Raw genomic sequence first — 18,742 nt, 5'->3', positions numbered from 1 at the left:
ACACGGGCCGACGCCACGACACCGGCCGGTGATCCGACCCCGGCCGACGGCATCACACCGGCCGACACCACGAGACGGGCCGACGTCACGACATCGGCCGACGTCACCCCTCCGGCCGGTGATCCGGCACCGGCCGACGTCACCCCGCCGACCGACACCACGACACCGGCCGATGTCACCACACAGGCCCCCCGTGATGCCGTAGTGGTCGACACCGTGGCGGCCGTCGTGCGGCAGTGGGAGGCCGTGCGGCCCGATCTCGACACCGGGCCCATGGAGGTCATCGGCCGGGTCAACCGCTGCGCCGCTCTCCTTCAGCAGGCGGAGGACGCGCCGCTGCGCCGGGCCGGGCTCACCCGCCCCGAGTTCGACGTGCTGGGAACCCTGCGCCGCACCGGGCACGAGCTGACCCCGAGCGAGATCGCCCGCGAGACCTTCTCCTCGGGCGCCGCCGTCACCAAGCGGCTCAAGCAGCTGACCGAACGCGGCCTGGTCGAGCGGCGCGGGGACACCCGTGACCGCCGCGTCGCGCACGTCCGGCTGACCGACGCCGGACGCGAGCTGGTCGACTCCGTCCTCCCCGATCAACTCGCCTACGAGACAGGGGTCCTGTCCGGAGTCGACCGCGAACGCCAGCGTGAACTGGCAGGTCTCCTGGGCGAGTTGCTCGGTCAGCTGGAAGGCAGGCTGCGACTCCCGCGCGCCTGACGCCGGCCGGAGAGCGGGCCGCCCGCCCGAATCAGTGCTTCCGACCCTCCGCGTAGATGCCGAAGGCCGCGCCCTGCCGGTCCCGGGCGACGGCCAGGCGCCGCCCGTTGGGCTGTGAGACGGGTTCCATCAACAGGTGGCCGTCCGCCATGAGGACCGCGTTCGCCGTCTCGTCCACGTCCTCGACGGCGAAGTAGGGCAGCCAGTGCGAGGGGACCTCGTGCGCGAAGTTCTCGTCCATCGTGATCATGCCGCCGAAGTCGGCGCCGTCGACGCCCCACTGCGGGTAGTGCGGCGAGGGCGTCACGGTCCAGCCGAACACGGTCGTGTAGAACTCGGTCACCCGGTCCGGGGCCCGGGTCAGCAGTTCCACCCAGCCGAGCGCGCCCGGCGCGTTGAACAGCCCCGCCCCGGAGAAGGCACGTGCCTGCCACATCTGGAAGGCGGCGCCGCCCGGGTCGAAGGCGACGGCGAAACGGCCCACGTCGAGCACGTCCATCGGAGCGAGGACGATCGTTCCCCCGGCGGCCTGGACGGCCGCCGCGGTCGCGTCCACGTCGGCGACGGCGAACGACACGTTCCAGGCGACGGGCTGCGACTCCTGGTAGACGGGGGAGATCCCCGCGACGGCCGCGTCCCCCAGATGCGCGACGGTGTACCCGCCCGCCTCCTGACGCGGGTCCGTCTCCGGGCGCCAGCCGAACAGATCGGCGTAGAAGCCCTTGGCACCCTCCAGGTCGTCGGTCCCGAGCTCCGTCCAGCAGGGTCCGCCGATCACCGGCCTGTCGAGCTTCATGGCATCCCTTCCGCAGCGATCCCCCTGAGCACGCTAAGCCTGGAGCGGATCACCGGCCATCCGGACGTACGGGCACCGCCCTCGGGCGCCGGCTCCCGGCCCCGCGCCCGGACGCCTGCTCCGGGCACCGCCCGAGGGCGACGGTTCCGCGCGGTATCGGCCCGAGACGCCCGGCCGTTCGCGCCGTCAGGGCCTGTACCGCAGCGGATGATCCGCCGGGATCTCGACGATCACGATCTCGGTCCCGTCCGGGTCCGCGATCCACATCTCGATCAGCCCCCACGGCTCCCGCACCGGCCCGCGCACCACCTCGACACCGGCGTCCGTCAGCTCCTCGTGGGCCGCCGCGACGTCCGCGACCTGGAGCCACAGCTTCAGCGCGGGGGAGGGCGGGACCTCGGAGCGTCCGGCGACCTCCAGGAAACCGCCGCCGAGGAAGTACACGGTCCCGCGCTCGGGCCCCGTACCGAACTCGCGGTAGACCGCCAGGCCGAGCTGTTCCCCGTAGAAGACGCGCGAGCGTTCCGGGTCGGTCGGCCGCAGCAGGGTCCGACCACTCAGTACATGCACCATGCGCCCGGAGCCTAGTGGGAGCGGTGCGTCCGGTCCCGGCGGCGACACGGGGTACGGGGTCCGCCGCGGCGACCGCGAGGGCGTCCCGCCTCGGCATGCCCATGGCTGCCGGCTGGCGGGTCAAGGGAGGGCGTTACGCTCGGGCGTGCCCAGCCGCGCCACTGATCGGAGAACCGCCCCCATGGAAACCGCCGCCGCCACCGGACTCACCTTCCGCGACGCCGTCGACACCGACGTGGACGCCCTGGTCGTGCTGATCGAGTCGGCGTACCGAGGGGAGTCCAGCCGGGCCGGCTGGACCACGGAGGCGGACATCCTCGAAGGCCGGCGGACCGACGCCGAAGGGGTCCGCGCGGTCGTCGAGGCGTCCGACAGCCGGCTCCTGGCCGTCGAGCGGGACGGCGTCCTCGTCGCCTGCTGCCAGCTGGAGCATCGGGGCGACCACGCGTACTTCGGCATGTTCGCGGTCAGTCCGGCGCTCCAGGGCGGCGGACTCGGCAAGGTGATCATCGCCGAGGCGGAGCGGACCGTGCGCGAGGCATGGGGCGCGACGGAGATGCACATGACGGTGATCTCCGTACGCGAGGACCTCATCGCCTGGTACGAACGGCGCGGCTACCGCCGTACGGGACGGATGACGCCGTTCCCGTACGGCGATGAGCGCTTCGGCATCCCGCAGCGCGACGACCTGCGCTTCGAACTGCTGGTCAAGCCGCTCGGCGAGGGCCTTCCGGACAGCCTCTAGACATGTCTGGTCGTCGTCCGGGCGCCGGTCACGCCGTGAAGCGGCCCGTGCGCTTGATCTCGGGGTAGTCGGTCGTGGCGCCGTCCAGCTCCAGCGCGCGCACCAGCCGGAGCTGGTCCTGGGTGTTGACCACCCAGCCGATGATCTTCAGGTCGGCCTTGCGGGCCCGCTCCACGACCTCCAGGCTCAGCCTGCGGATGTTGAGGCACACGGTCGCCGCGCCGGACTCGACGGCGCGGTCCACCACGTCGGTGCCGTAACGGCTGGCGATCAGAGCGGTGCGGACCCCCGGCACCAGCCGCGCGATCTCGGCGACCGCCTCGTCGTGGAACGAGGACACCTCCACCCGCCCGATCAGATCCTTGCGGTGCATCACCTCGGCCAGCGCCCTGGCCGCGGCCACATCCTTGATCTCGGCCTGCAACGGCGTCCTGACCGCCTCCAGGACCTCCTCGAAGACGGGGACGTGCTCACCGCGCCCCGCGTCCAGGGTGCGCAGCTCCGCGAGCGTCTTGTCGGCGATCTGCCCCGTGCCGTCGGTCGTCCGGTCCACGTCGGCGTCGTGCATGACGACGAGCGCGCCGTCCTTGCTCAGATGCAGATCGAGTTCGATGAGGTCGAGGCCCGCGTTCTGGGCGGCGATGAAGGAACGGAGGGTGTTCTCGGGTTCGACACCCATCACTCCGCGGTGACCGATGGTGAGGAAGTTCAAGATTCGACTCGCTTCCGTCGACGGCGGCTCGGCTCGCGCGTGGTTCCGAGGGGGTGGCCACGCGGCAGGCCGCAGCCTAATGGCCTGGCTGTGCTGTGTACCCGTTCCTACGCCGTGCAATGGGAGTGTCGGATTCACATGGCGCGGCGCGAGCGCGGAGCCCGCGCGCGGCTCCGGCTGCGCGCACCCGGGAAGAGGCCCCATCATCTCCAGTGTGACGTGGGCCACGCGTACGCCGTCCGGCCGAGGGAAGCCGAGTCGCGGGGCCGCGGGGAGCCGTGGCCCGGCCGGCCCCGCGGATCCCTTGGAATTCAAGGGGTCCCCGCCCTCCCGGGGCTCGGCGCCGACGCCCGTGCCGCTCGGGAGGCTGTGGTGCATGTCATCGCATGGACGGTGTCAGACAGGAAAAAGAGCGGTGAAGCTGCGGGTGCGCAGGATAATCTCCCGGGTTCCCTCTTGCGTAACGGAACCTCGCATACATACGGTGTCCATACGCGAGGTTTTCCTGTGGAGGATGGGACATGACGGAAGTTCTTGAGCAGGTGGGTTCGGAGGAGCGGGTTCCTCCCGTGGCCAGGGTGGTGGATCACCCGGCATGGCCTGTCCTCAAGGCTGCCGTGGAGGAGATCCGTCCCTGGCAGTCCAAGGACGGCTCCATCGACTTCGCGGCGGACGGCGCTCCCGTCGCCGCCGACGTCGAGGCGGTCGTGCGCCGTGTGGCCGAGGCGATAGACGCGCTCTCGCCGCTGGTGCCCCACGACACCGAGTACCACGAGGCGCTCGTCAAGGACCTGCGCCGCTGGGCCGACGGCGGCTTCGAGGTGCCCGACTTCCTCGACTCGCTGCTGGCCTTCCAGCCCGCCGCGCACCGCGAGGACGGCCTCCAGCACCTGGTCGTCTTCCCGATGTACACGCAGAACGGCAACCTGGACCGCAACTTCGAAGCGGTCGTGCTGCGCATGGTGTGGCCCGAGTGGCTGGCCGAGCTGGAGCGCACCCGCTACGACAACCCGCTGTTCTGCGGCATCACCTTCGAGGACTTCACCGCCGGGTACGACACCAACTCGGCCGTGCTCTTCCCGGAGACCATCGCCGTGCGCGAGGCGCCGGAACGATTCTCCTGGGGTGGCATCTTCTGCGACCGCGAGGCCGCGCGCTTCCGTGCCGTCACCGAAGCCGCCGTGGACACCCTGGGTCTCGAACTGCCCGAGGACATCGCCGCCATGGTCCACGACCAGGAGCGCTGCGAGAAGGCCTTCGTGCTCTGGGACATGGTCCACGACCGCACCCACAGCCACGGCGACCTGCCGTTCGACCCCTTCATGATCAAGCAGCGCCAGCCGTTCTGGATGTACGGCCTGGAGGAGCTGCGCTGTGACCTCACCGCCTTCAAGGAGGCCGTGAAGCTGGAGTCCGAGGGCAACGCGCACGGCCGCGACGTGCAGTACGCCGTGCTCTTCGACCGGATGTTCCGCTTCCCGCTCACCGGCGACCGCGTCCGCAACTACGACGGTCTCGGCGGCCAGCTGCTCTTCGCCTACCTGCACAAGCACGACGTCGTCCGCTGGACCGACAACAAGCTGCACATCGACTGGCAGCGCGCCCCGCAGGTCACCAACCAGCTGTGTTCCGAGATCGAGGAGCTCTACCGGGCCGGCATCGACCGCCCCAAGCTCGTCCACTGGTTCAAGGCCTACGAGCTGGTCTCCACCTATCTCGCCCCGCACCCGGGCTCCCGCTGGGCCAAGGGTCCGGACGCCCTCGACCTGTCGCAGCCGCCGCGCAAGCTCGTGGACGACGTGCTTCCGGACGAGTTTCCCCTGAGCATGTTCTATGAGGCGCTCTCCAAGAAGCTGAAGAACGTGATCGCCTCCACCAAGGGCATCACCGCGGCCGGCTCCGAGCGGGTCGCCGCGTGACCGACCGCGGTAGCGAGAACATTGCTCAGGAGGCGAAGACCATGGGGAACGGGGCTCTCAGCGGTGCGGTGATCGCGGTGGCGGGTGCGGGCGGACCCGCCGGCCGCGCGGCGCTGCTCCGGCTCGCCGAGGCGGGCGCGACCGTGATCGGCGCGGACAACGACGCCGAGCGCCTGGCGGAAGCCGTGGACGCGGCCCGCTACGCGCACGGCGGCTCCACCGTCGTCGGTGACACCGTCGACCTGCTCGACCTCCAGTCCACCCGGGACTGGTCGGCGCGCATCCAGAAGGACTTCGGCCGGGTGGACGGGCTCGTCCACCTCGTCGGCGGCTGGCGCGGCAGCGAGACCTTCACCAAGACGGTGCTGGACGACTGGGACCTGCTCGAACTCCTGCTGATCCGTACGGTGCAGCACACCACGCTGGCCTTCCACGAGGCGCTCCAGGCCAGCGACCGCGGCCGGTACGTCCTGATCAGCGCGGCGGGCGCGAGCAACCCCACCGCCGGCAACGCCGCCTACTCCGCGGCCAAGGCCGCCGCCGAGGCGTGGACCCTGGCCATGGCGGACTTCTTCCGCAAGGCCGGGATCGCCGAAGGCGCGGACGGCGCGACCTCCGCCGCTGCCATCCTGGTGGTGAAGGCGTTGGTGCACGACGCGATGCGCGCCGAGCGTCCCAACGCGAAGTTCGCGGGCTTCACGGACGTCATGGAACTCGCCGAGTCCATCGTCGGTGTCTGGGACCAGCCCGCCGCCGAAGTGAACGGAAAGCGCCTGTGGCTGACCGAGAAGCCGTGAACCCTCCGAAGACCGACGCCCGGCGTCATCACGACCCGGACGTCCGCGGTTTCGCCAGTGACAACTACGCGGGGGCCCACCCCGAGGTGCTCGCCGCCCTGGCCCTGGCCAACGGCGGGCACCAGGTCGCGTACGGCGAGGACGACTACACGGACAACCTCCAGACGATCATCCGCAGTCACTTCGGTGCCGGCGCGGAGGCCTTCCCGGTCTTCAACGGCACCGGCGCGAACGTGGTCGCGCTCCAGGCGGTGACCGACCGCTGGGGCGCGGTGATCTGCGCGGAGAGCGCGCACATCAACGTCGACGAGGGCGGCGCGCCCGAGCGCATGGGCGGCCTCAAGCTGCTGACCGTGCCCACGCCCGACGGCAAGCTCACGCCCGAGCTGATCGACCGGCAGGCGTACGGCTGGGACGACGAGCACCGGGCGATGCCGCAGGTCGTCTCGATCACCCAGAGCACCGAGCTCGGCACCCTCTACACGCCGGACGAGATCCGCGCGATCTGCGAGCACGCCCACGCGCACGGCATGAAGGTGCACCTGGACGGGTCCCGGATATCCAACGCGGCCGCCTCCCTCGACGTCCCGATGCGGACGTTCACCAACGCGGTCGGCGTCGACATCCTGTCCCTGGGCGGGACGAAGAACGGCGCCCTGTTCGGCGAGGCGGTCGTCGTCCTCGACCAGGACGCCGTCAGCCACATGAAGCATCTGCGCAAGCTGTCGATGCAGCTCGCCTCCAAGATGCGCTTCGTCTCCGTACAGCTGGAGGCGCTGCTCGCCAAGGACCTGTGGCTGCGCAACGCCCGGCACGCCAACGAGATGGCCCAGCGCCTCGCCGAGGGCGTCCGCGCCGTGCACGGGGTGGAGATCCTCCACCCGGTCCAGGCCAACGCGGTCTTCGCCCGGCTCCCGCACGAGGTCACCCTGCGGCTCCAGAAGCGCTACCGCTTCTACTTCTGGGACGAGGCCGCGGGCGACGTCCGCTGGATGTGCGCCTTCGACACGACCGAGGACGACGTCGACGGGTTCGTCGCCGCGCTCAAGGAAGAGATGGCCCAGCAGTAGCACGCAGTGCATAGATATGCGACCGCTCGAAAAGTCATTGACTATCGGGCGGTCGCATTTCTATGCTCTACGGGCATGGAGCTGATCCAGGAAACCAGCGACCTGTCCGCCTATCTGGCCGCCGACGACGTGGTCGACCATCACCATCCACGCGTCCGCGAGACGGCCGCACGTCTCGCCAGAGGGTCGGCCGACACGTATGCCTATGCACGGTCGGCGTTCGAGTTCGTGCGGGACACCATCCCGCACTCGGTCGACTCCGGCGACCCGCGGGTCACCTGGCGCGCCTCCGATGTACTGGAGCGGCGCACCGGCATCTGCCACGCCAAGGCCCACGCCCTGGCCGCGCTCCTGCGGGCCGAGGACATCCCCACCGCGTTCTGCTACCAGAGGTTCGAGGTGCTGCACGGTCTCGTCGCCGTACGTCTCGACGGCGCCTGGCACCGGCAGGACCCCCGGGGAAACAAGCCGGGGGTGGACGCCCGCTTCTCCCTGGACGGCGAACGGCTGGCCTTCACGCCCGACCCGGAGCTCGGTGAACTGGACCATCCCTGGCTCTACGCCGAACCGCACCCGGGCGTCGTCGACGCGATGAAGGTCGCTCCCGGGTGCGCGTCCCTGCTGCGGACGCTTCCCCTCGCCCTGTGAGGCGAGGGAGAGCGACACGGACGAGGGGGCGGGAAGGGGTCAGCGGGCCTCGGCCGCGCGCACCTCTTCGGGTGTCGGCGCCGTACCGCCGAGGTGGGCGGGCATCCACCAGGTATCGTCCGGCCCCTTGGGGCGCACGGGATAGGCGCGCTGGGCCGATTCGAGCAGCTCCTGGACGCGCTCGCGCAGCCGCCGGCTGATGGCACCCGCGTACTGGTCCTTCGGGGCCTCCACCGGCTCGCCGACCCGGATGGTGATCGGGGTGTGGCTGCGCTTGAAGTTGCGCGGATGCCCCTTGGTCCACAGCCGCTGCGTGCCCCACAGGGCCATGGGGATGAGCGGGACGCCGGCCTCCTGGGCCATGCGTGCGGCACCGGACTTGAAGCTCTTCAGCGTGAAGGACTGCGAGATGGTCGCTTCGGGGAAGACGCCGACGATCTCGCCGGAACGCAGCGACTCCAGCGCGTGCTGGTACGCCGTCTCGCCCTGGGCGCGGTCCACCGGGATGTGCTTCATGCCCCGCATCAGCGGACCGGAGATCTTGTGCCGGAAGACCGACTCCTTCGCCATGAAGCGCACCAGGCGCTTCTGCGGAAGGGCGGCCAGGCCGTCGAAGATGAAGTCCAGGTAGCTGATGTGGTTGCTGACCAGCACGGCGCCGCCCGAGCGCGGAATGTTCTCCGATCCCTGCAAGTCGATCTTGAGGTCCCACGCCTTGAAGAGCGTTTGGGCGAGTCCGACGACGGGACGGTAGACAAGCTCAGCCATGGACGGGGTGGACCCTTCTCTCTGCCTGGGAAGGGGTCTCCCGGCGGGAAAGTTACGCAGCCGTAGGTTTACGGCAATGCGCAGATCGTGCCCGAAGAACGGACGGGAGGCCAGTCCCGGTGCCATGGAACGGCGAGATCCTCGTCACGTCGCCCCTTGATCCACCTCGGGGTTTTAACTCACCTTTACTTTGCGCGTACCGTCACACGCCGTACGAGCAGGTACATCTCACATCCGAGGCAGTACCCGAACGCGGCATTGAGAAACGCCGCCGCGAGGGCGCACGCGGTCGCCGCCGAGCCCAGCCACGCGGGTCCGAGGGTCCAGCCGATCAGACCCACCACCGCGAAGCCGAGCCCGACCGCCTGCGCGAACCGCGGGGGCTCCGGCGCCTCGAACTCCGTCGGGGGGCCGAGCCGGGGCCGGACCGCCTTCCTGAAGACCCAGCCGTACGGCGAGCGCGTCACGCCGCCCGCCGCGCCCAGGGCGAACGCCAGCGTCTGCCACGCCAGCAGCCAGACGCTCCCGGTGATCAGCGTGACCGCCAGGACGACGGCCGTCACCGCCGCACCGAACCGCGGGCCTCTTGTGTCGATGTCCATGGTTCAAGCATTGCGTACGCGGGACGCCGGAAGGACCCGGGAATCTTTGCGGTCTCATGAATGCTTGTCCAGGTGATGAACGGTCTTGTGTTGTGCGTGGCGGTGCTCGTGGCGGCGAGTGTGTACGGAGTGCTGCACCGGTGGCGGAGCGGGAGGGTGCGGGTGAGCGGGCGCGACGGCGAGAAGCGGCTCGGCGCGGCGGAGCTGGGGGAGGCCCTGGGGGAGCGGGCCACGCTCGTCCAGTTCTCCAGTGCCTTCTGTGCCCCCTGCCGGGCCACCCGGCGGGTGCTGGGCGAGGTGGCGGGCATGGTCCCCGGCGTGTCGCACGTGGAGATCGACGCCGAGGACCAGCTCGACCTCGTACGGGATCTCGGCATCCTCAAGACGCCGACCGTGCTCGTGCTCGACGCCGGCGGCCGGATCGTGCGCCGGGCGACGGGACAGCCGCGCAAGGCGGACGTCATCGCGGCGATCGGAGAGGCGGTCTGACCGCAGGGCCGGGCAAGCCGTCCGACCCGCGCCCGGGGCCGTCCGGCCCGTGGCGATCATGGTGAGGCATCTCCCACATGCCCGTACGCCCTTGACTGCGCCCGTCGCCTCTCGTCAGCCTGACCGTATGTCATCGCACAGCCTTCTCCCCGAGCTCGCCGACACGGACCCGCCCCGCACCGCGGGCGCGCGCGGTCCGGGCTGTTGACCGGCCAAGGACCGTCTCACGCCCCCGGTTCCGCCCGCGTGGCCGGAATCCCACGTCGGCTCTCGCAGAAGGACAGTTCCATGACGGCCACACCCGGCCTCGGCGCCCCGCGGCCCGCCTCGCCCGAGCTGCTGCGTTCCGTGTTCAGGCGGCACGCGGCCGGCGTGGCCGTGATCACCGCCCGGGGTGCCCGCGGTCCCGTCGGATTCACGGCCACCTCGCTCACCTCGGTCTCCGCCGAACCCCCGGTCGTCTCGTTCGGCATCGGTACCGGCGGCTCCAGCTGGCCCGCGATATCCGAGGCCGGCCATGTCGGCGTCCATGTGCTCGGCGAACACCAGCGGGAGCTGGCCGCCACGTTCGCCCGCAGCGGCGCCGACCGGTTCGGCGCGCCCACCCGTTGGCGTAGAGGGCCCGAAGAAGTTCCCGTGCTCGACGACGTCCTGGCCTGGCTGGTGTGCCGTGTGGTCGCGCGCGTACCCGCGGGAGACCACCGCATCGTGCTGGCAGAGGTCGTGCAGGGTGATCACTCGGACGCGGGCAGCCCCCTCCTGTACCACCAGGGCCGGTTCAACGGCCTGCGCGACTGAACCCGTCGGCCGGGGGCAGCAGGATTGCTACTCGCCGGTTCTACTCACCGGTTACACAGCGTTGCGAAGGTCACAGTCCAAAGCGCTTGCTTAGTGGGCGCCCAGTGGGTGTACTGGTGAGTAATATTTCGGTCGGAGCGCGCGCCGCCCCGACCGGGATCGGCCGCTTCAGGCGCCTATGCTGCCTGAAAGAAGGCAGCCCAGACATGACGATGCAGTAGGAGAGCCGGCGTGAGCTTGAGGATCGTTGTCACTGTGAAGTACGTGCCCGACGCCACTGGCGACCGGCACTTCGCCGATGACCTGACCGTCGACCGTGACGACGTGGACGGCCTGCTGTCCGAACTCGACGAGTACGCCGTCGAGCAGGCGCTTCAGATCGCCGATGCCGCGGACGACGCCGAGATCACCGTGCTGACGGTCGGTCCCGAGGACGCCAAGGACGCGCTGCGCAAGGCGCTGTCCATGGGCGCCGACAAGGCCATTCACGTCGAGGACGACGATCTGCACGGCACCGACGCCATCGGCACCTCGCTGGTGCTGGCCAAGGCGATCGAGAAGGCCGGTTTCGACCTGGTCGTCTCCGGCATGGCCTCCACCGACGGCACCGCGGGCATCGTCCCGGCGCTGCTGGCCGAGCGCCTCGGTGTCCCGCAGGTCACCCTGCTCTCCGAGGTCTCCGTCGAGGACGGCGTGGTCAAGGGCCGCCGCGACGGCGACAGCGCCTCCGAGCAGCTGGAGGCCTCCCTCCCCGCGGTCGTGTCGGTGACCGACCAGTCGGGCGAGGCGCGTTACCCCTCCTTCAAGGGCATCATGGCGGCCAAGAAGAAGCCGGTGCAGTCCTGGGACCTGTCCGACCTCGACATCGAGGCGGACGAGGTCGGTCTCGAGGGTTCCTGGACCAAGGTCGACACCGCCACCGAGCGTCCGGCGCGCACCGCCGGAACGATCGTCAAGGACGAGGGCGAGGGCGGCAAGCAGCTCGCTGAGTTCCTCGCGGGCCAGAAGTTCATCTAGTCGCCGAGGGTCCGGGGCGCACCCCCGGACCGTCGCAGCGGCCACGGCCCACCCCGCTTACCGCCCCTCAGACTTCGCAATCCGCAGGAGAGCATTCCCATGGCTGAAGTTCTCGTCTACGTCGACCACGCGGACGGTGCCGTCCGCAAGCCCACCCTCGAACTGCTGACGCTGGCCCGCCGTATCGGCGAGCCCGTCGCCGTCGCCCTCGGCTCCGGTGCCGAGAACGCCGCCGCCGCGCTGGCCGAGCACGGCGCCGTGAAGGTCCTCACGCACGACGCCGCCGAGTACGCCGACTACCTGGTCGTGCCGAAGGTGGACGCCCTCCAGGCCGCGTACGACGCCGTCTCCCCGGTCGCCGTGCTGGTCCCGTCCTCCGCCGAGGGCAAGGAGATCGCGGCCCGCCTCGCGGTCCGCATCGGTTCGGGCATCATCACCGACGCCACCGACCTGGAGGCCGGTGACGAGGGTCCGGTGGCCACGCAGTCCGCGTTCGCCGCCTCCTTCACCACCAAGTCCCGTGTCGCCAAGGGCACTCCGGTCATCACGGTCAAGCCGAACTCGGCCGCCGTGGAGGCCGCCCCGGCCGCCGGTGCCGTCGAGGCCCTCGCGGTCACCTTCTCCGAGAAGGCCACCGGTACCAAGGTCACCGCCCGTACCCCGCGCGAGTCGACCGGCCGCCCCGAGCTGACCGAGGCCGCGATCGTCGTCTCCGGCGGCCGTGGCGTCAACGGCGCCGAGAACTTCTCGGTCATCGAGAACCTCGCCGACTCGCTCGGTGCCGCCGTGGGCGCCTCGCGTGCCGCGGTCGACGCCGGCTGGTACCCGCACACCAACCAGGTCGGCCAGACCGGCAAGTCCGTCTCGCCGCAGCTGTACATCGCCTCCGGTATCTCCGGTGCCATCCAGCACCGCGCCGGCATGCAGACCTCGAAGACGATCGTGGCGATCAACAAGGACGCCGAGGCCCCGATCTTCGACCTGGTCGACTACGGAGTGGTCGGTGACCTCTTCGACGTCGTCCCGCAGCTCACCGAGGAGATCAAGGCCCGCAAGGGCTGATCCCCCCAGTGCCGTACGAGGCCCCCGCGACCGGAACAGGTCGCGGGGGCCTTCGTTCGTTCCTGGGTGTCCCGCGGTCCACGGGGGTGTTGACCCGCGGGAAGCGTGCCGGATAACTTCGTTCAACAGATTGTTGATTCCGTACTGCGGAAAGCGGAAGGGTGTCGCATGGGTCAGGGTCAGCAGGAGAAGGTGCCGACGAGCCTGCCGGGCGCCGTCACCGAAGCCGTCAGTGCCTCTCTCGCCCCCGTCGACGCCGAACTGGAGCGCCGCTACCCGGGGGACCCCGGCACCCGCCAGCCCGTCCACACCGTGTACGTCCCCGCCGACGTGTTCACCGCGGGAACCGTCCGCGCCTGGGGCGACAGCGCCCTCGCCGCTCTCGACGAACACGCCCCCGACGCCGCCTCCTTCGCCGCCGTCCTCGGCCTGGCCGACGACCTCGCCGGGCCCGTGTACGACCGCGTACGGGCCAAGCTGGAGCGCGAACCCGTCGAGGACCTGCGGGTCGACTTCGAGGACGGCTACGGCCCGCGCCCCGACGCCGAGGAGGACGCGGCGGCGGCCCGCGCCGCCCGGCTGATCGCCGAGGCGTACGCGAACGGCACCGCGGCCCCGTACACGGGCATCCGCATGAAATGCATGGAGGCGCCGGTCCGCGACCGGGGCATCCGCACCCTCGACATCTTCCTGACCGGCCTGATGGAGGCGGGCGGCCTGCCGGACGGCCTCCTCCTCACCCTGCCCAAGGTCACGTACGCCGAACAGGTAACCGCCATGGTCCGGCTCCTGGAGGCGTTCGAGAAGGCCCGCGCTCTGGAGCCCGGCCGCATCGGCTTCGAGATCCAGATCGAGACGAGCCAGGCGATCCTCGCCGCCGACGGCACGGCCACCGTCGCCCGGATGATCCAGGCCGCCGAGGGCCGCGCCACCGGACTGCACTACGGCACCTTCGACTACAGCGCCTGCCTCGGCGTCTCCGCCGCCCACCAGTCGAGCGACCACCCGGCCGCCGACCACGCCAAGGCGATCATGCAGGTCGCGGCCGCCGGCACCGGTGTACGGCTCTCCGACGGATCCACCAACGTCCTGCCCGTCGGCCCCACCGAGAAGGTCCACGACGCCTGGCGCCTGCACTACGGCCTCACCCGCCGCGCCCTGGCCCGCGCCTACTACCAGGGCTGGGACATGCACCCCGCCCATCTCCCGACCCGCTACGCGGCCGTCTTCGCCTTCTACCGCGAGGGCTACGCGCAGGCGGCGGCCCGTCTCTCCCGCTATGCGGGGCGCGCCCCGGGCGACATCCTGGACGAACCCGCCACGGCCAAGGCCCTCAGCGCCTACCTCCTGCGCGGCCTCGACTCCGGCGCCCTGGACACCGCCGAGGTGTCCCGCGCGTCCGGCCTGACCCGCCACGAACTGGAGGGGTTCGCGAGGCCGCGACGGGGGGATCTGACCGGTTCCGGTCAGTAGACACGACGGGGGGATCTGACAGCTTCCGGTCAGTGGACACGACGGAGGTATCTCACCGCTTCCGGTCAGGGGAAGTGCGGCGCCGGACCCCGTTCCGCCGCGTCCTGGCCGCTCCCACGGACCCGCGTGTCCCGCAGACGCCGGGGCCCGAGCCGGGCGTGCGCCCCGAGCCGCCGGAGGACGGTGGGGCGGCCGATGGCTCAGCGCGCCGGCGGCAGTTCCCCGGAGCCTCGGGTGATCAGGCGGGTCGGGAGTTCGATGCGCTCCGGGGCGATGAGGTTGCCGTCGAGCTGGCTGAAGAGGCGCTCGGCGGCGGTGCGGCCGAGCGCGGCGGCGTCCTGGGCCACGACGGTGACCCCCGGCTCCAGGAGGTCGGCGAGCTCGAAGTCGTCGAAGCCGACCAGGGCGACCGGGCGGCCGCACTCCGCGATGACACGGACGACCGTCACGGTGACACGGTTGTTGCCGGCGAAGACCGCCGTGACCGGCGAAGGACCGGACAGCATGGCCTCGGCCGCCTTGCGCACCCGCTGCGGATCGGTGACCCCGAGCGACATCCAGCCGTCCTCGACCGGTATCCCTGCGTCCTCCATGGCGGCCCGGTAACCGCGCAGCCGCTCGGCAGCGGTGTGGATGCGGGGCATGTCGCCGATGAAGCCGATCCGGCGGTGGCCGTGGGCGATCAGATGGGCCACACCGTCCCGGGCGCCGCCGAAGCTGTCCGACAGGACGACATCGGCGTCGATCCGGGCGGCCGGACGGTCCACGAAGACCGTGGCGACGCCCGCCTTCATCTCCGGTTCCAGGTACCGGTGGTCGTCGCCGGCCGGGATCACGACCAGCCCGTCCACGCGCCGCGCGCACAGCGCCAGGACCAGCTCCTGCTCACGGTCCGGGTCCTCCGCGCTGGAACCGTTGATCAGCAGAGCCCCGTGCGCCCGCGCCACTTCCTCGACCGCGCGGCTCAGGGGGCCGTAGAACGGGTCCGCGAGATCCTCGAGGACCAGTCCGATGCTCGCGGTGCGGCCCTTGCGCAGGACCCGGGCACTGTCGTTGCGGCGGAAGCCCAGCGCCTCGATCGCCTCCTGGACACGCCGCTCGGTGTCCGGGGTGACCCCGGGCTCGCTGTTGACCACACGGGAGACCGTCTTGAGACCGACTCCCGCACGCGCCGCGACGTCCTTCATGGTGGGACGGTTTCCGTAGCGGTTCTCGGATCGGCGGGCGGTCTCGGCCACGATGTGCTGTCCTGTCCTGTCGTCCACGGGATGCGTAGGTCCATGGGGTTGTATGAGGATGTGGCGTCGAGCATAGAGCCTGGACAACGTTGTCAGATGCGGGAGACACTGTCCACCGCAATCTCCGGCCTGCGCCTTCCCCAGGGCGCGCGGTCCCGGTGGTCCGCCGGCGTACTCCGCGTGGCGTACGACAGGGCCCGGTTCCGCCCGTTCCCGGGCGGAGGCCCCGGACCCGCGGCGCGGCGGGCCCGTCACGACACCCTTTGGGAGACCTGACTCTGATGCACACCGACCTCGTGGCCGCGCTCGACATCGGCGGTACCAAGATCGCCGGAGCGCTGGTGGACGGCCACGGCCGGATTCTCCTGCGCGCCCAGCGCCCGACGCCCGCACAGGAGGACGGCGGCACCGTGATGCGTGCCGTCGAGGACGTCATCGGTGAGCTCGTGGTCTCCCCGCTGTGGAGCAGGGCCGGAGCCCTGGGCATCGGCAGCGCCGGTCCGGTGGACGCCTCCGCGGGCACGGTGAGCCCGGTGAACGTCCCCGGCTGGCGGGGCTACCCCCTGGTCGAGCGCGTCTGCGAGGCCGCGGGCGGACTCCCCGTCGAGCTGATCGGCGACGGCGTGGCCATCACCGCGGCCGAACACTGGCAGGGCGCCGCCCGGGGCCACGACAACGCGCTGTGCATGGTCGTCTCCACCGGCGTCGGCGGCGGCCTCGTCCTGAACGGACAGCTGCACGCGGGTCCCACCGGGAACGCGGGCCACATCGGACACATCAGCGTCGACCTGGACGGCGATCGCTGCCCCTGCGGCTCCCGGGGCTGCGTCGAGCGCATCGCCAGCGGCCCGAACATCGCCCGCCGCGCGTTGGAGGCGGGCTGGCTGCCAGGACCCGACGGCGACACCTCGGCCGCCGCGGTCGCCGAAGCGGCCCGCGCCGGCGACCCGGCGGCCGTGGCCTCCTTCGAGCGGGCCGCGCAGGCCCTCGCGGCGGGCATCGCGGCGACCGCGACCCTGGTCGAGATCGACATCGCCGTGATCGGTGGGGGAGTGGCCAAGGCGGGCGAGGTCCTCTTCGCGCCGCTGCGCCGGGCGCTGGCCGACTACGCCACGCTGTCCTTCGTCCGGCGGCTCACCGTGACGCCCGCCCAGATGGGCACCGACGCGGGCCTGGTGGGCGCGGCCGCGGCGGCACTCGCGCGGAGGTCGCAGACGGCTGGGGCTCGGGTCTGAGCGGGGGCTGAGGGGCGTCCGGTCAGGGGTTGATCGGGGTATTGCGAAGGCCGGGTCGGTTTGGATGGTTCCGTCGGGCGGCGGATTCGGCCTTGCTGCCTGGCGGCCCGTTCCAGGCGGCGGAGATAGGGCGTCTGATGCCTGACGCCCTACAGCGGGTTCCGAAAATGAGACGTGGGACGCCTGATGAATGGCGCCTGGTGTCGGATGCCTCGCGCCATGCTCCCGATGCCCGGCACGGGACGGCGGGCACCAGGCACGGGACGGCGGGCACCAGGCACGGGACGACGGCCGGCAGGCAGCTCGCCGGTCAGATCCAGGCAGAGATGGCGGACGGAGATATCGGGATGAACGTGTCCGGTCCACCCGTGACCCCGTCCGGGCTTCGTAGTTGAACCGGGCATGAAGAAGCGCAGCATGCTCGCCATCGCCTCCCTCGCCACCGGGTTCGTCGTCGCGGCGATCACCCCGTCCCACGCCCTGAGCGGGGACAGCCTGAGCGATCTGAACGTCAACGACACGCTCAGCACGGTCGATCACACCGTCGGCACCGACAACCTGGCGGTCGACGAGAGCGCCCTCGGCGGCCACAACGGCTGAAGGACCTCCGTGCCGCGCCGGTGTCCCCGCCCCGGGGCACCGGCGCGGCCGTGTCCGGACCCTCATGGCCGCCGTGCCGGTGCCCTCATCAGCGGCTGGTTTCCGTGGCAGGGTGGAGCGGGCAAGCCCAAGGGGGCCAACAGAAGAGGGGGAATCGTGATCCTCTGGATCAACGGTGCGTTCGGTGCGGGGAAGACCACCACCGCACGGGAACTGATCGAGCTGATCCCGAACAGCACGCTCTTCGACCCCGAGATCATCGGGGGCACACTCACGCAACTGCTGCCGGCCAAGCACCTCGCCGAGGCCGGCGACTTCCAGGATCTGCCGATCTGGCGCCGGCTCGTGGTCGACACCGCGGCCGCCATGGTCGCCGAGCTCGGCGGCGTCCTCGTCGTCCCCATGACCCTGTTGCGGCAGGAGTACCGCGACGAGATCTTCGGCGGGCTCGCCGCGCGCCGGATTCCCGTACGCCATGTGCTTCTCGCCCCGGCGGAAACGATCCTGCGGGAGCGAATAGCCAGGCGGGAGGTGCCCCCGGACCTGCCCGACGGCGAGATGCGTGTGCGGCAGTGGTCCTACGACCACATCGAGCCCTACCGTGCCGCGCTCCCCTGGCTGGCCGCCGACGCCCATCCCGTGGACACCGGCACGCTCACACCGTACGAAGCCGCCCTGCGCGTCGCCGAGGCCGTACGCACCGGCGAGGCACCCGTCTGCGACATCGTGCAGACCCCCGAACCCACCGCCGAGACCGTCGCCGCCGGAGTGCTCCTCTTCGACGAGAACGACCGCGTCCTGCTCGTCGACCCGACGTACAAGGCGGGTTGGGAGTTCCCGGGCGGAGTCGTCGAGGCCGGCGAGGCCCCCGCGCGTGCCGGGATGCGCGAGGTCACCGAGGAGACCGGCATCACCCTCGACGAGGTGCCCGCGCTCCTCGTCGTCGACTGGGAGTCGCCCGCACCGCCCGGATACGGCGGACTGCGGCTCCTCTTCGACGGCGGACGCCTCGACGAACAGGCCGTCAGGGGGCTCCTGCTCCCCGGACCCGAACTGCGTGGCTGGCGCTTCGTCACCGAGCAGGAGGCGGCCGACCTGTTGCCGCCCGTGCGCTACGAACGGCTCCGCTGGGCTCTGCGGGCCCGCGAGCGCGGCGCGGCGCTGTACCTGGAGGCCGGAGTGCCGCTCGGCTGACACCGGCCGGTTCGATCGGCCCGCCGGCCCTCTGTCCGTCCTGCCGTCCGCGTGCGGCCGGGCGTTCGCGCGACCGGGCGGGGCGGTTTCCCCGCCGCGCTGACCGGCAGGGATTGATTTCAGCGCGACCGGTGACGGGACAGGACCGATTCCGTCGCGGTCGACGACCGGACGGGATCGATTCCATCGCGTTCGACCAACGGACGGGATCGATTCCATCGCGTTCGACCAACGGACGTGGGCGGGGGGCGCGCCCTCGCTGGGCGGGCCCGGCGCGCAGCGGGGAGCGTCGGTGAGA

Annotated in this window: 20 protein-coding genes; 14 read left to right on the top strand and 6 right to left on the bottom strand. The window is 71.1% G+C overall.

The genetic code is table 11. The annotated features are described in order from the left end of the window. Nucleotides 1–204 precede the first annotated feature (204 nt). Nucleotides 205–708 carry a MarR family winged helix-turn-helix transcriptional regulator gene (locus ACZ4AA_RS09645; protein WP_467598945.1) on the top strand — a complete coding sequence of 168 codons (504 nt, stop codon included), beginning with the start codon at nt 205–207 and terminating at the stop codon, nt 706–708. A gap of 31 nt (nt 709–739) precedes the next feature. Here ACZ4AA_RS09645 and ACZ4AA_RS09640 read toward each other — a convergent pair whose 3' ends face one another. Both ACZ4AA_RS09640 and ACZ4AA_RS09635 read right to left on the bottom strand, forming a co-directional pair. Then, the gene (locus tag ACZ4AA_RS09640; protein WP_467598184.1) at nt 740–1,504 is read right to left on the bottom strand and encodes a VOC family protein; all 765 of its coding nucleotides are present in this window, start codon (nt 1,502–1,504) and stop codon (nt 740–742) included. 186 nt (nt 1,505–1,690) lie between these two features. Further along, nucleotides 1,691–2,077, bottom strand: a complete 387-nt coding sequence (locus ACZ4AA_RS09635) for a VOC family protein (protein ID WP_467598183.1) — start codon at nt 2,075–2,077, stop codon at nt 1,691–1,693. Between the two features lie 181 nt (nt 2,078–2,258). On the opposite strand from ACZ4AA_RS09635, the gene ACZ4AA_RS09630 reads away from it, so the two are divergent. Continuing rightward, nucleotides 2,259–2,822 carry a GNAT family N-acetyltransferase gene (locus ACZ4AA_RS09630; protein ID WP_467598180.1) on the top strand — a complete coding sequence of 188 codons (564 nt, stop codon included), beginning with the start codon at nt 2,259–2,261 and terminating at the stop codon, nt 2,820–2,822. A 28-nt stretch (nt 2,823–2,850) separates the two neighbouring features. Here the strand turns inward: ACZ4AA_RS09630 and ACZ4AA_RS09625 are convergent, their stop codons facing one another. Then, nucleotides 2,851–3,534, bottom strand: a complete 684-nt coding sequence (locus ACZ4AA_RS09625) for a glycerophosphodiester phosphodiesterase (RefSeq protein WP_467598173.1) — start codon at nt 3,532–3,534, stop codon at nt 2,851–2,853. A gap of 521 nt (nt 3,535–4,055) precedes the next feature. Between ACZ4AA_RS09625 and ACZ4AA_RS09620 the strand changes: the two genes are divergently transcribed. The 4 genes from ACZ4AA_RS09620 (at nt 4,056) to ACZ4AA_RS09605 (ending at nt 7,968) form a co-directional block, all read left to right on the top strand. Further along, complete coding sequence (locus ACZ4AA_RS09620; RefSeq protein WP_467598169.1) at nt 4,056–5,453, top strand: DUF6421 family protein; 1,398 nt, start codon at nt 4,056–4,058, stop codon at nt 5,451–5,453. 41 nt (nt 5,454–5,494) lie between these two features. Next, a complete protein-coding gene (locus ACZ4AA_RS09615) occupies nt 5,495–6,250 on the top strand; it encodes an SDR family NAD(P)-dependent oxidoreductase (protein ID WP_467598164.1) in 756 nt (251 codons plus the stop codon). After that, nucleotides 6,247–7,320 carry a threonine aldolase family protein gene (locus ACZ4AA_RS09610; protein WP_467598161.1) on the top strand — a complete coding sequence of 358 codons (1,074 nt, stop codon included), beginning with the start codon at nt 6,247–6,249 and terminating at the stop codon, nt 7,318–7,320. The genes ACZ4AA_RS09615 and ACZ4AA_RS09610 overlap by 4 nt, the downstream gene beginning before the upstream one ends. A 75-nt stretch (nt 7,321–7,395) precedes the next feature. Continuing rightward, nucleotides 7,396–7,968 (top strand): transglutaminase domain-containing protein, encoded by a 573-nt coding sequence (locus tag ACZ4AA_RS09605; RefSeq protein ID WP_467598158.1) that lies wholly within the window; start codon nt 7,396–7,398, stop codon nt 7,966–7,968. Between the two features lie 39 nt (nt 7,969–8,007). On the opposite strand, the gene ACZ4AA_RS09600 is transcribed toward ACZ4AA_RS09605, so the two are convergent. Together ACZ4AA_RS09600 and ACZ4AA_RS09595 are read right to left on the bottom strand one after the other, a co-directional pair. Continuing rightward, the gene (locus ACZ4AA_RS09600; RefSeq protein ID WP_389401701.1) at nt 8,008–8,736 is read right to left on the bottom strand and encodes a lysophospholipid acyltransferase family protein; all 729 of its coding nucleotides are present in this window, start codon (nt 8,734–8,736) and stop codon (nt 8,008–8,010) included. A gap of 185 nt (nt 8,737–8,921) precedes the next feature. Next, a complete protein-coding gene (locus ACZ4AA_RS09595; protein WP_467598153.1) occupies nt 8,922–9,338 on the bottom strand; it encodes a DUF4395 domain-containing protein in 417 nt (138 codons plus the stop codon). A 75-nt stretch (nt 9,339–9,413) separates the two neighbouring features. Here ACZ4AA_RS09595 and ACZ4AA_RS09590 point away from each other — a divergent pair, with 75 nt between their 5' ends. The 5 genes from ACZ4AA_RS09590 to ACZ4AA_RS09570 all read left to right on the top strand — a co-directional run bounded on the left by ACZ4AA_RS09590 (nt 9,414) and on the right by ACZ4AA_RS09570 (nt 14,177). Further along, nucleotides 9,414–9,827, top strand: coding sequence for a TlpA family protein disulfide reductase (locus ACZ4AA_RS09590; RefSeq protein ID WP_467598150.1), 414 nt, complete (start codon nt 9,414–9,416; stop codon nt 9,825–9,827). Nucleotides 9,828–10,115: 288 nt separating this feature from the next. Beyond that, a complete protein-coding gene (locus ACZ4AA_RS09585; protein WP_467598147.1) occupies nt 10,116–10,625 on the top strand; it encodes a flavin reductase family protein in 510 nt (169 codons plus the stop codon). A 231-nt stretch (nt 10,626–10,856) separates the two neighbouring features. After that, complete coding sequence (locus ACZ4AA_RS09580) at nt 10,857–11,642, top strand: electron transfer flavoprotein subunit beta/FixA family protein (protein ID WP_467598144.1); 786 nt, start codon at nt 10,857–10,859, stop codon at nt 11,640–11,642. Nucleotides 11,643–11,741: 99 nt separating this feature from the next. Continuing rightward, nucleotides 11,742–12,704 (top strand): electron transfer flavoprotein subunit alpha/FixB family protein, encoded by a 963-nt coding sequence (locus ACZ4AA_RS09575; protein ID WP_467598141.1) that lies wholly within the window; start codon nt 11,742–11,744, stop codon nt 12,702–12,704. Nucleotides 12,705–12,872: 168 nt separating this feature from the next. After that, on the top strand, nt 12,873–14,177 hold the full coding sequence (locus tag ACZ4AA_RS09570) for a DUF6986 family protein (RefSeq protein WP_467598138.1): 1,305 nt from the start codon (nt 12,873–12,875) through the stop codon (nt 14,175–14,177). A 200-nt stretch (nt 14,178–14,377) separates the two neighbouring features. Here the strand turns inward: ACZ4AA_RS09570 and ACZ4AA_RS09565 are convergent, their stop codons facing one another. Further along, nucleotides 14,378–15,442 (bottom strand): LacI family DNA-binding transcriptional regulator, encoded by a 1,065-nt coding sequence (locus ACZ4AA_RS09565; protein WP_467598135.1) that lies wholly within the window; start codon nt 15,440–15,442, stop codon nt 14,378–14,380. 254 nt (nt 15,443–15,696) lie between these two features. On the opposite strand from ACZ4AA_RS09565, the gene ACZ4AA_RS09560 reads away from it, so the two are divergent. The 3 genes from ACZ4AA_RS09560 (at nt 15,697) to ACZ4AA_RS09550 (ending at nt 18,444) form a co-directional block, all read left to right on the top strand. Beyond that, nucleotides 15,697–16,650, top strand: a complete 954-nt coding sequence (locus ACZ4AA_RS09560) for an ROK family protein (protein ID WP_467598132.1) — start codon at nt 15,697–15,699, stop codon at nt 16,648–16,650. 402 nt (nt 16,651–17,052) lie between these two features. After that, on the top strand, nt 17,053–17,250 hold the full coding sequence (locus ACZ4AA_RS09555) for a hypothetical protein (RefSeq protein WP_467598128.1): 198 nt from the start codon (nt 17,053–17,055) through the stop codon (nt 17,248–17,250). A 153-nt stretch (nt 17,251–17,403) separates the two neighbouring features. Next, the gene (locus ACZ4AA_RS09550) at nt 17,404–18,444 is read left to right on the top strand and encodes an NUDIX hydrolase (protein WP_467598942.1); all 1,041 of its coding nucleotides are present in this window, start codon (nt 17,404–17,406) and stop codon (nt 18,442–18,444) included. Nucleotides 18,445–18,742 lie beyond the last annotated feature (298 nt).

This window comes from Streptomyces sp. NPDC024698, assembly GCF_055559015.1.
The sequence above is the reverse complement of the archived record's forward strand: the minus strand, read 5'-3'. Positions and strand labels throughout refer to the sequence as shown.

What these genes read in the sequence shown, in the direction of transcription:
- ACZ4AA_RS09600 (WP_389401701.1), bottom strand. Translation starts at nt 8,736, where the DNA reads ATGGCTGAGCTTGTCTACCGTCCCGTCGTCGGACTCGCCCAAACGCTC.
- ACZ4AA_RS09635 (WP_467598183.1), bottom strand. Translation starts at nt 2,077, where the DNA reads ATGGTGCATGTACTGAGTGGTCGGACCCTGCTGCGGCCGACCGACCCG.
- ACZ4AA_RS09620 (WP_467598169.1), top strand. Translation starts at nt 4,056, where the DNA reads ATGACGGAAGTTCTTGAGCAGGTGGGTTCGGAGGAGCGGGTTCCTCCC.
- ACZ4AA_RS09560 (WP_467598132.1), top strand. Translation starts at nt 15,697, where the DNA reads ATGCACACCGACCTCGTGGCCGCGCTCGACATCGGCGGTACCAAGATC.
- ACZ4AA_RS09605 (WP_467598158.1), top strand. Translation starts at nt 7,396, where the DNA reads ATGGAGCTGATCCAGGAAACCAGCGACCTGTCCGCCTATCTGGCCGCC.
- ACZ4AA_RS09590 (WP_467598150.1), top strand. Translation starts at nt 9,414, where the DNA reads ATGAACGGTCTTGTGTTGTGCGTGGCGGTGCTCGTGGCGGCGAGTGTG.
- ACZ4AA_RS09555 (WP_467598128.1), top strand. Translation starts at nt 17,053, where the DNA reads ATGAAGAAGCGCAGCATGCTCGCCATCGCCTCCCTCGCCACCGGGTTC.
- ACZ4AA_RS09595 (WP_467598153.1), bottom strand. Translation starts at nt 9,338, where the DNA reads ATGGACATCGACACAAGAGGCCCGCGGTTCGGTGCGGCGGTGACGGCC.
- ACZ4AA_RS09615 (WP_467598164.1), top strand. Translation starts at nt 5,495, where the DNA reads ATGGGGAACGGGGCTCTCAGCGGTGCGGTGATCGCGGTGGCGGGTGCG.
- ACZ4AA_RS09585 (WP_467598147.1), top strand. Translation starts at nt 10,116, where the DNA reads ATGACGGCCACACCCGGCCTCGGCGCCCCGCGGCCCGCCTCGCCCGAG.
- ACZ4AA_RS09570 (WP_467598138.1), top strand. Translation starts at nt 12,873, where the DNA reads ATGGGTCAGGGTCAGCAGGAGAAGGTGCCGACGAGCCTGCCGGGCGCC.
- ACZ4AA_RS09640 (WP_467598184.1), bottom strand. Translation starts at nt 1,504, where the DNA reads ATGAAGCTCGACAGGCCGGTGATCGGCGGACCCTGCTGGACGGAGCTC.
- ACZ4AA_RS09575 (WP_467598141.1), top strand. Translation starts at nt 11,742, where the DNA reads ATGGCTGAAGTTCTCGTCTACGTCGACCACGCGGACGGTGCCGTCCGC.
- ACZ4AA_RS09630 (WP_467598180.1), top strand. Translation starts at nt 2,259, where the DNA reads ATGGAAACCGCCGCCGCCACCGGACTCACCTTCCGCGACGCCGTCGAC.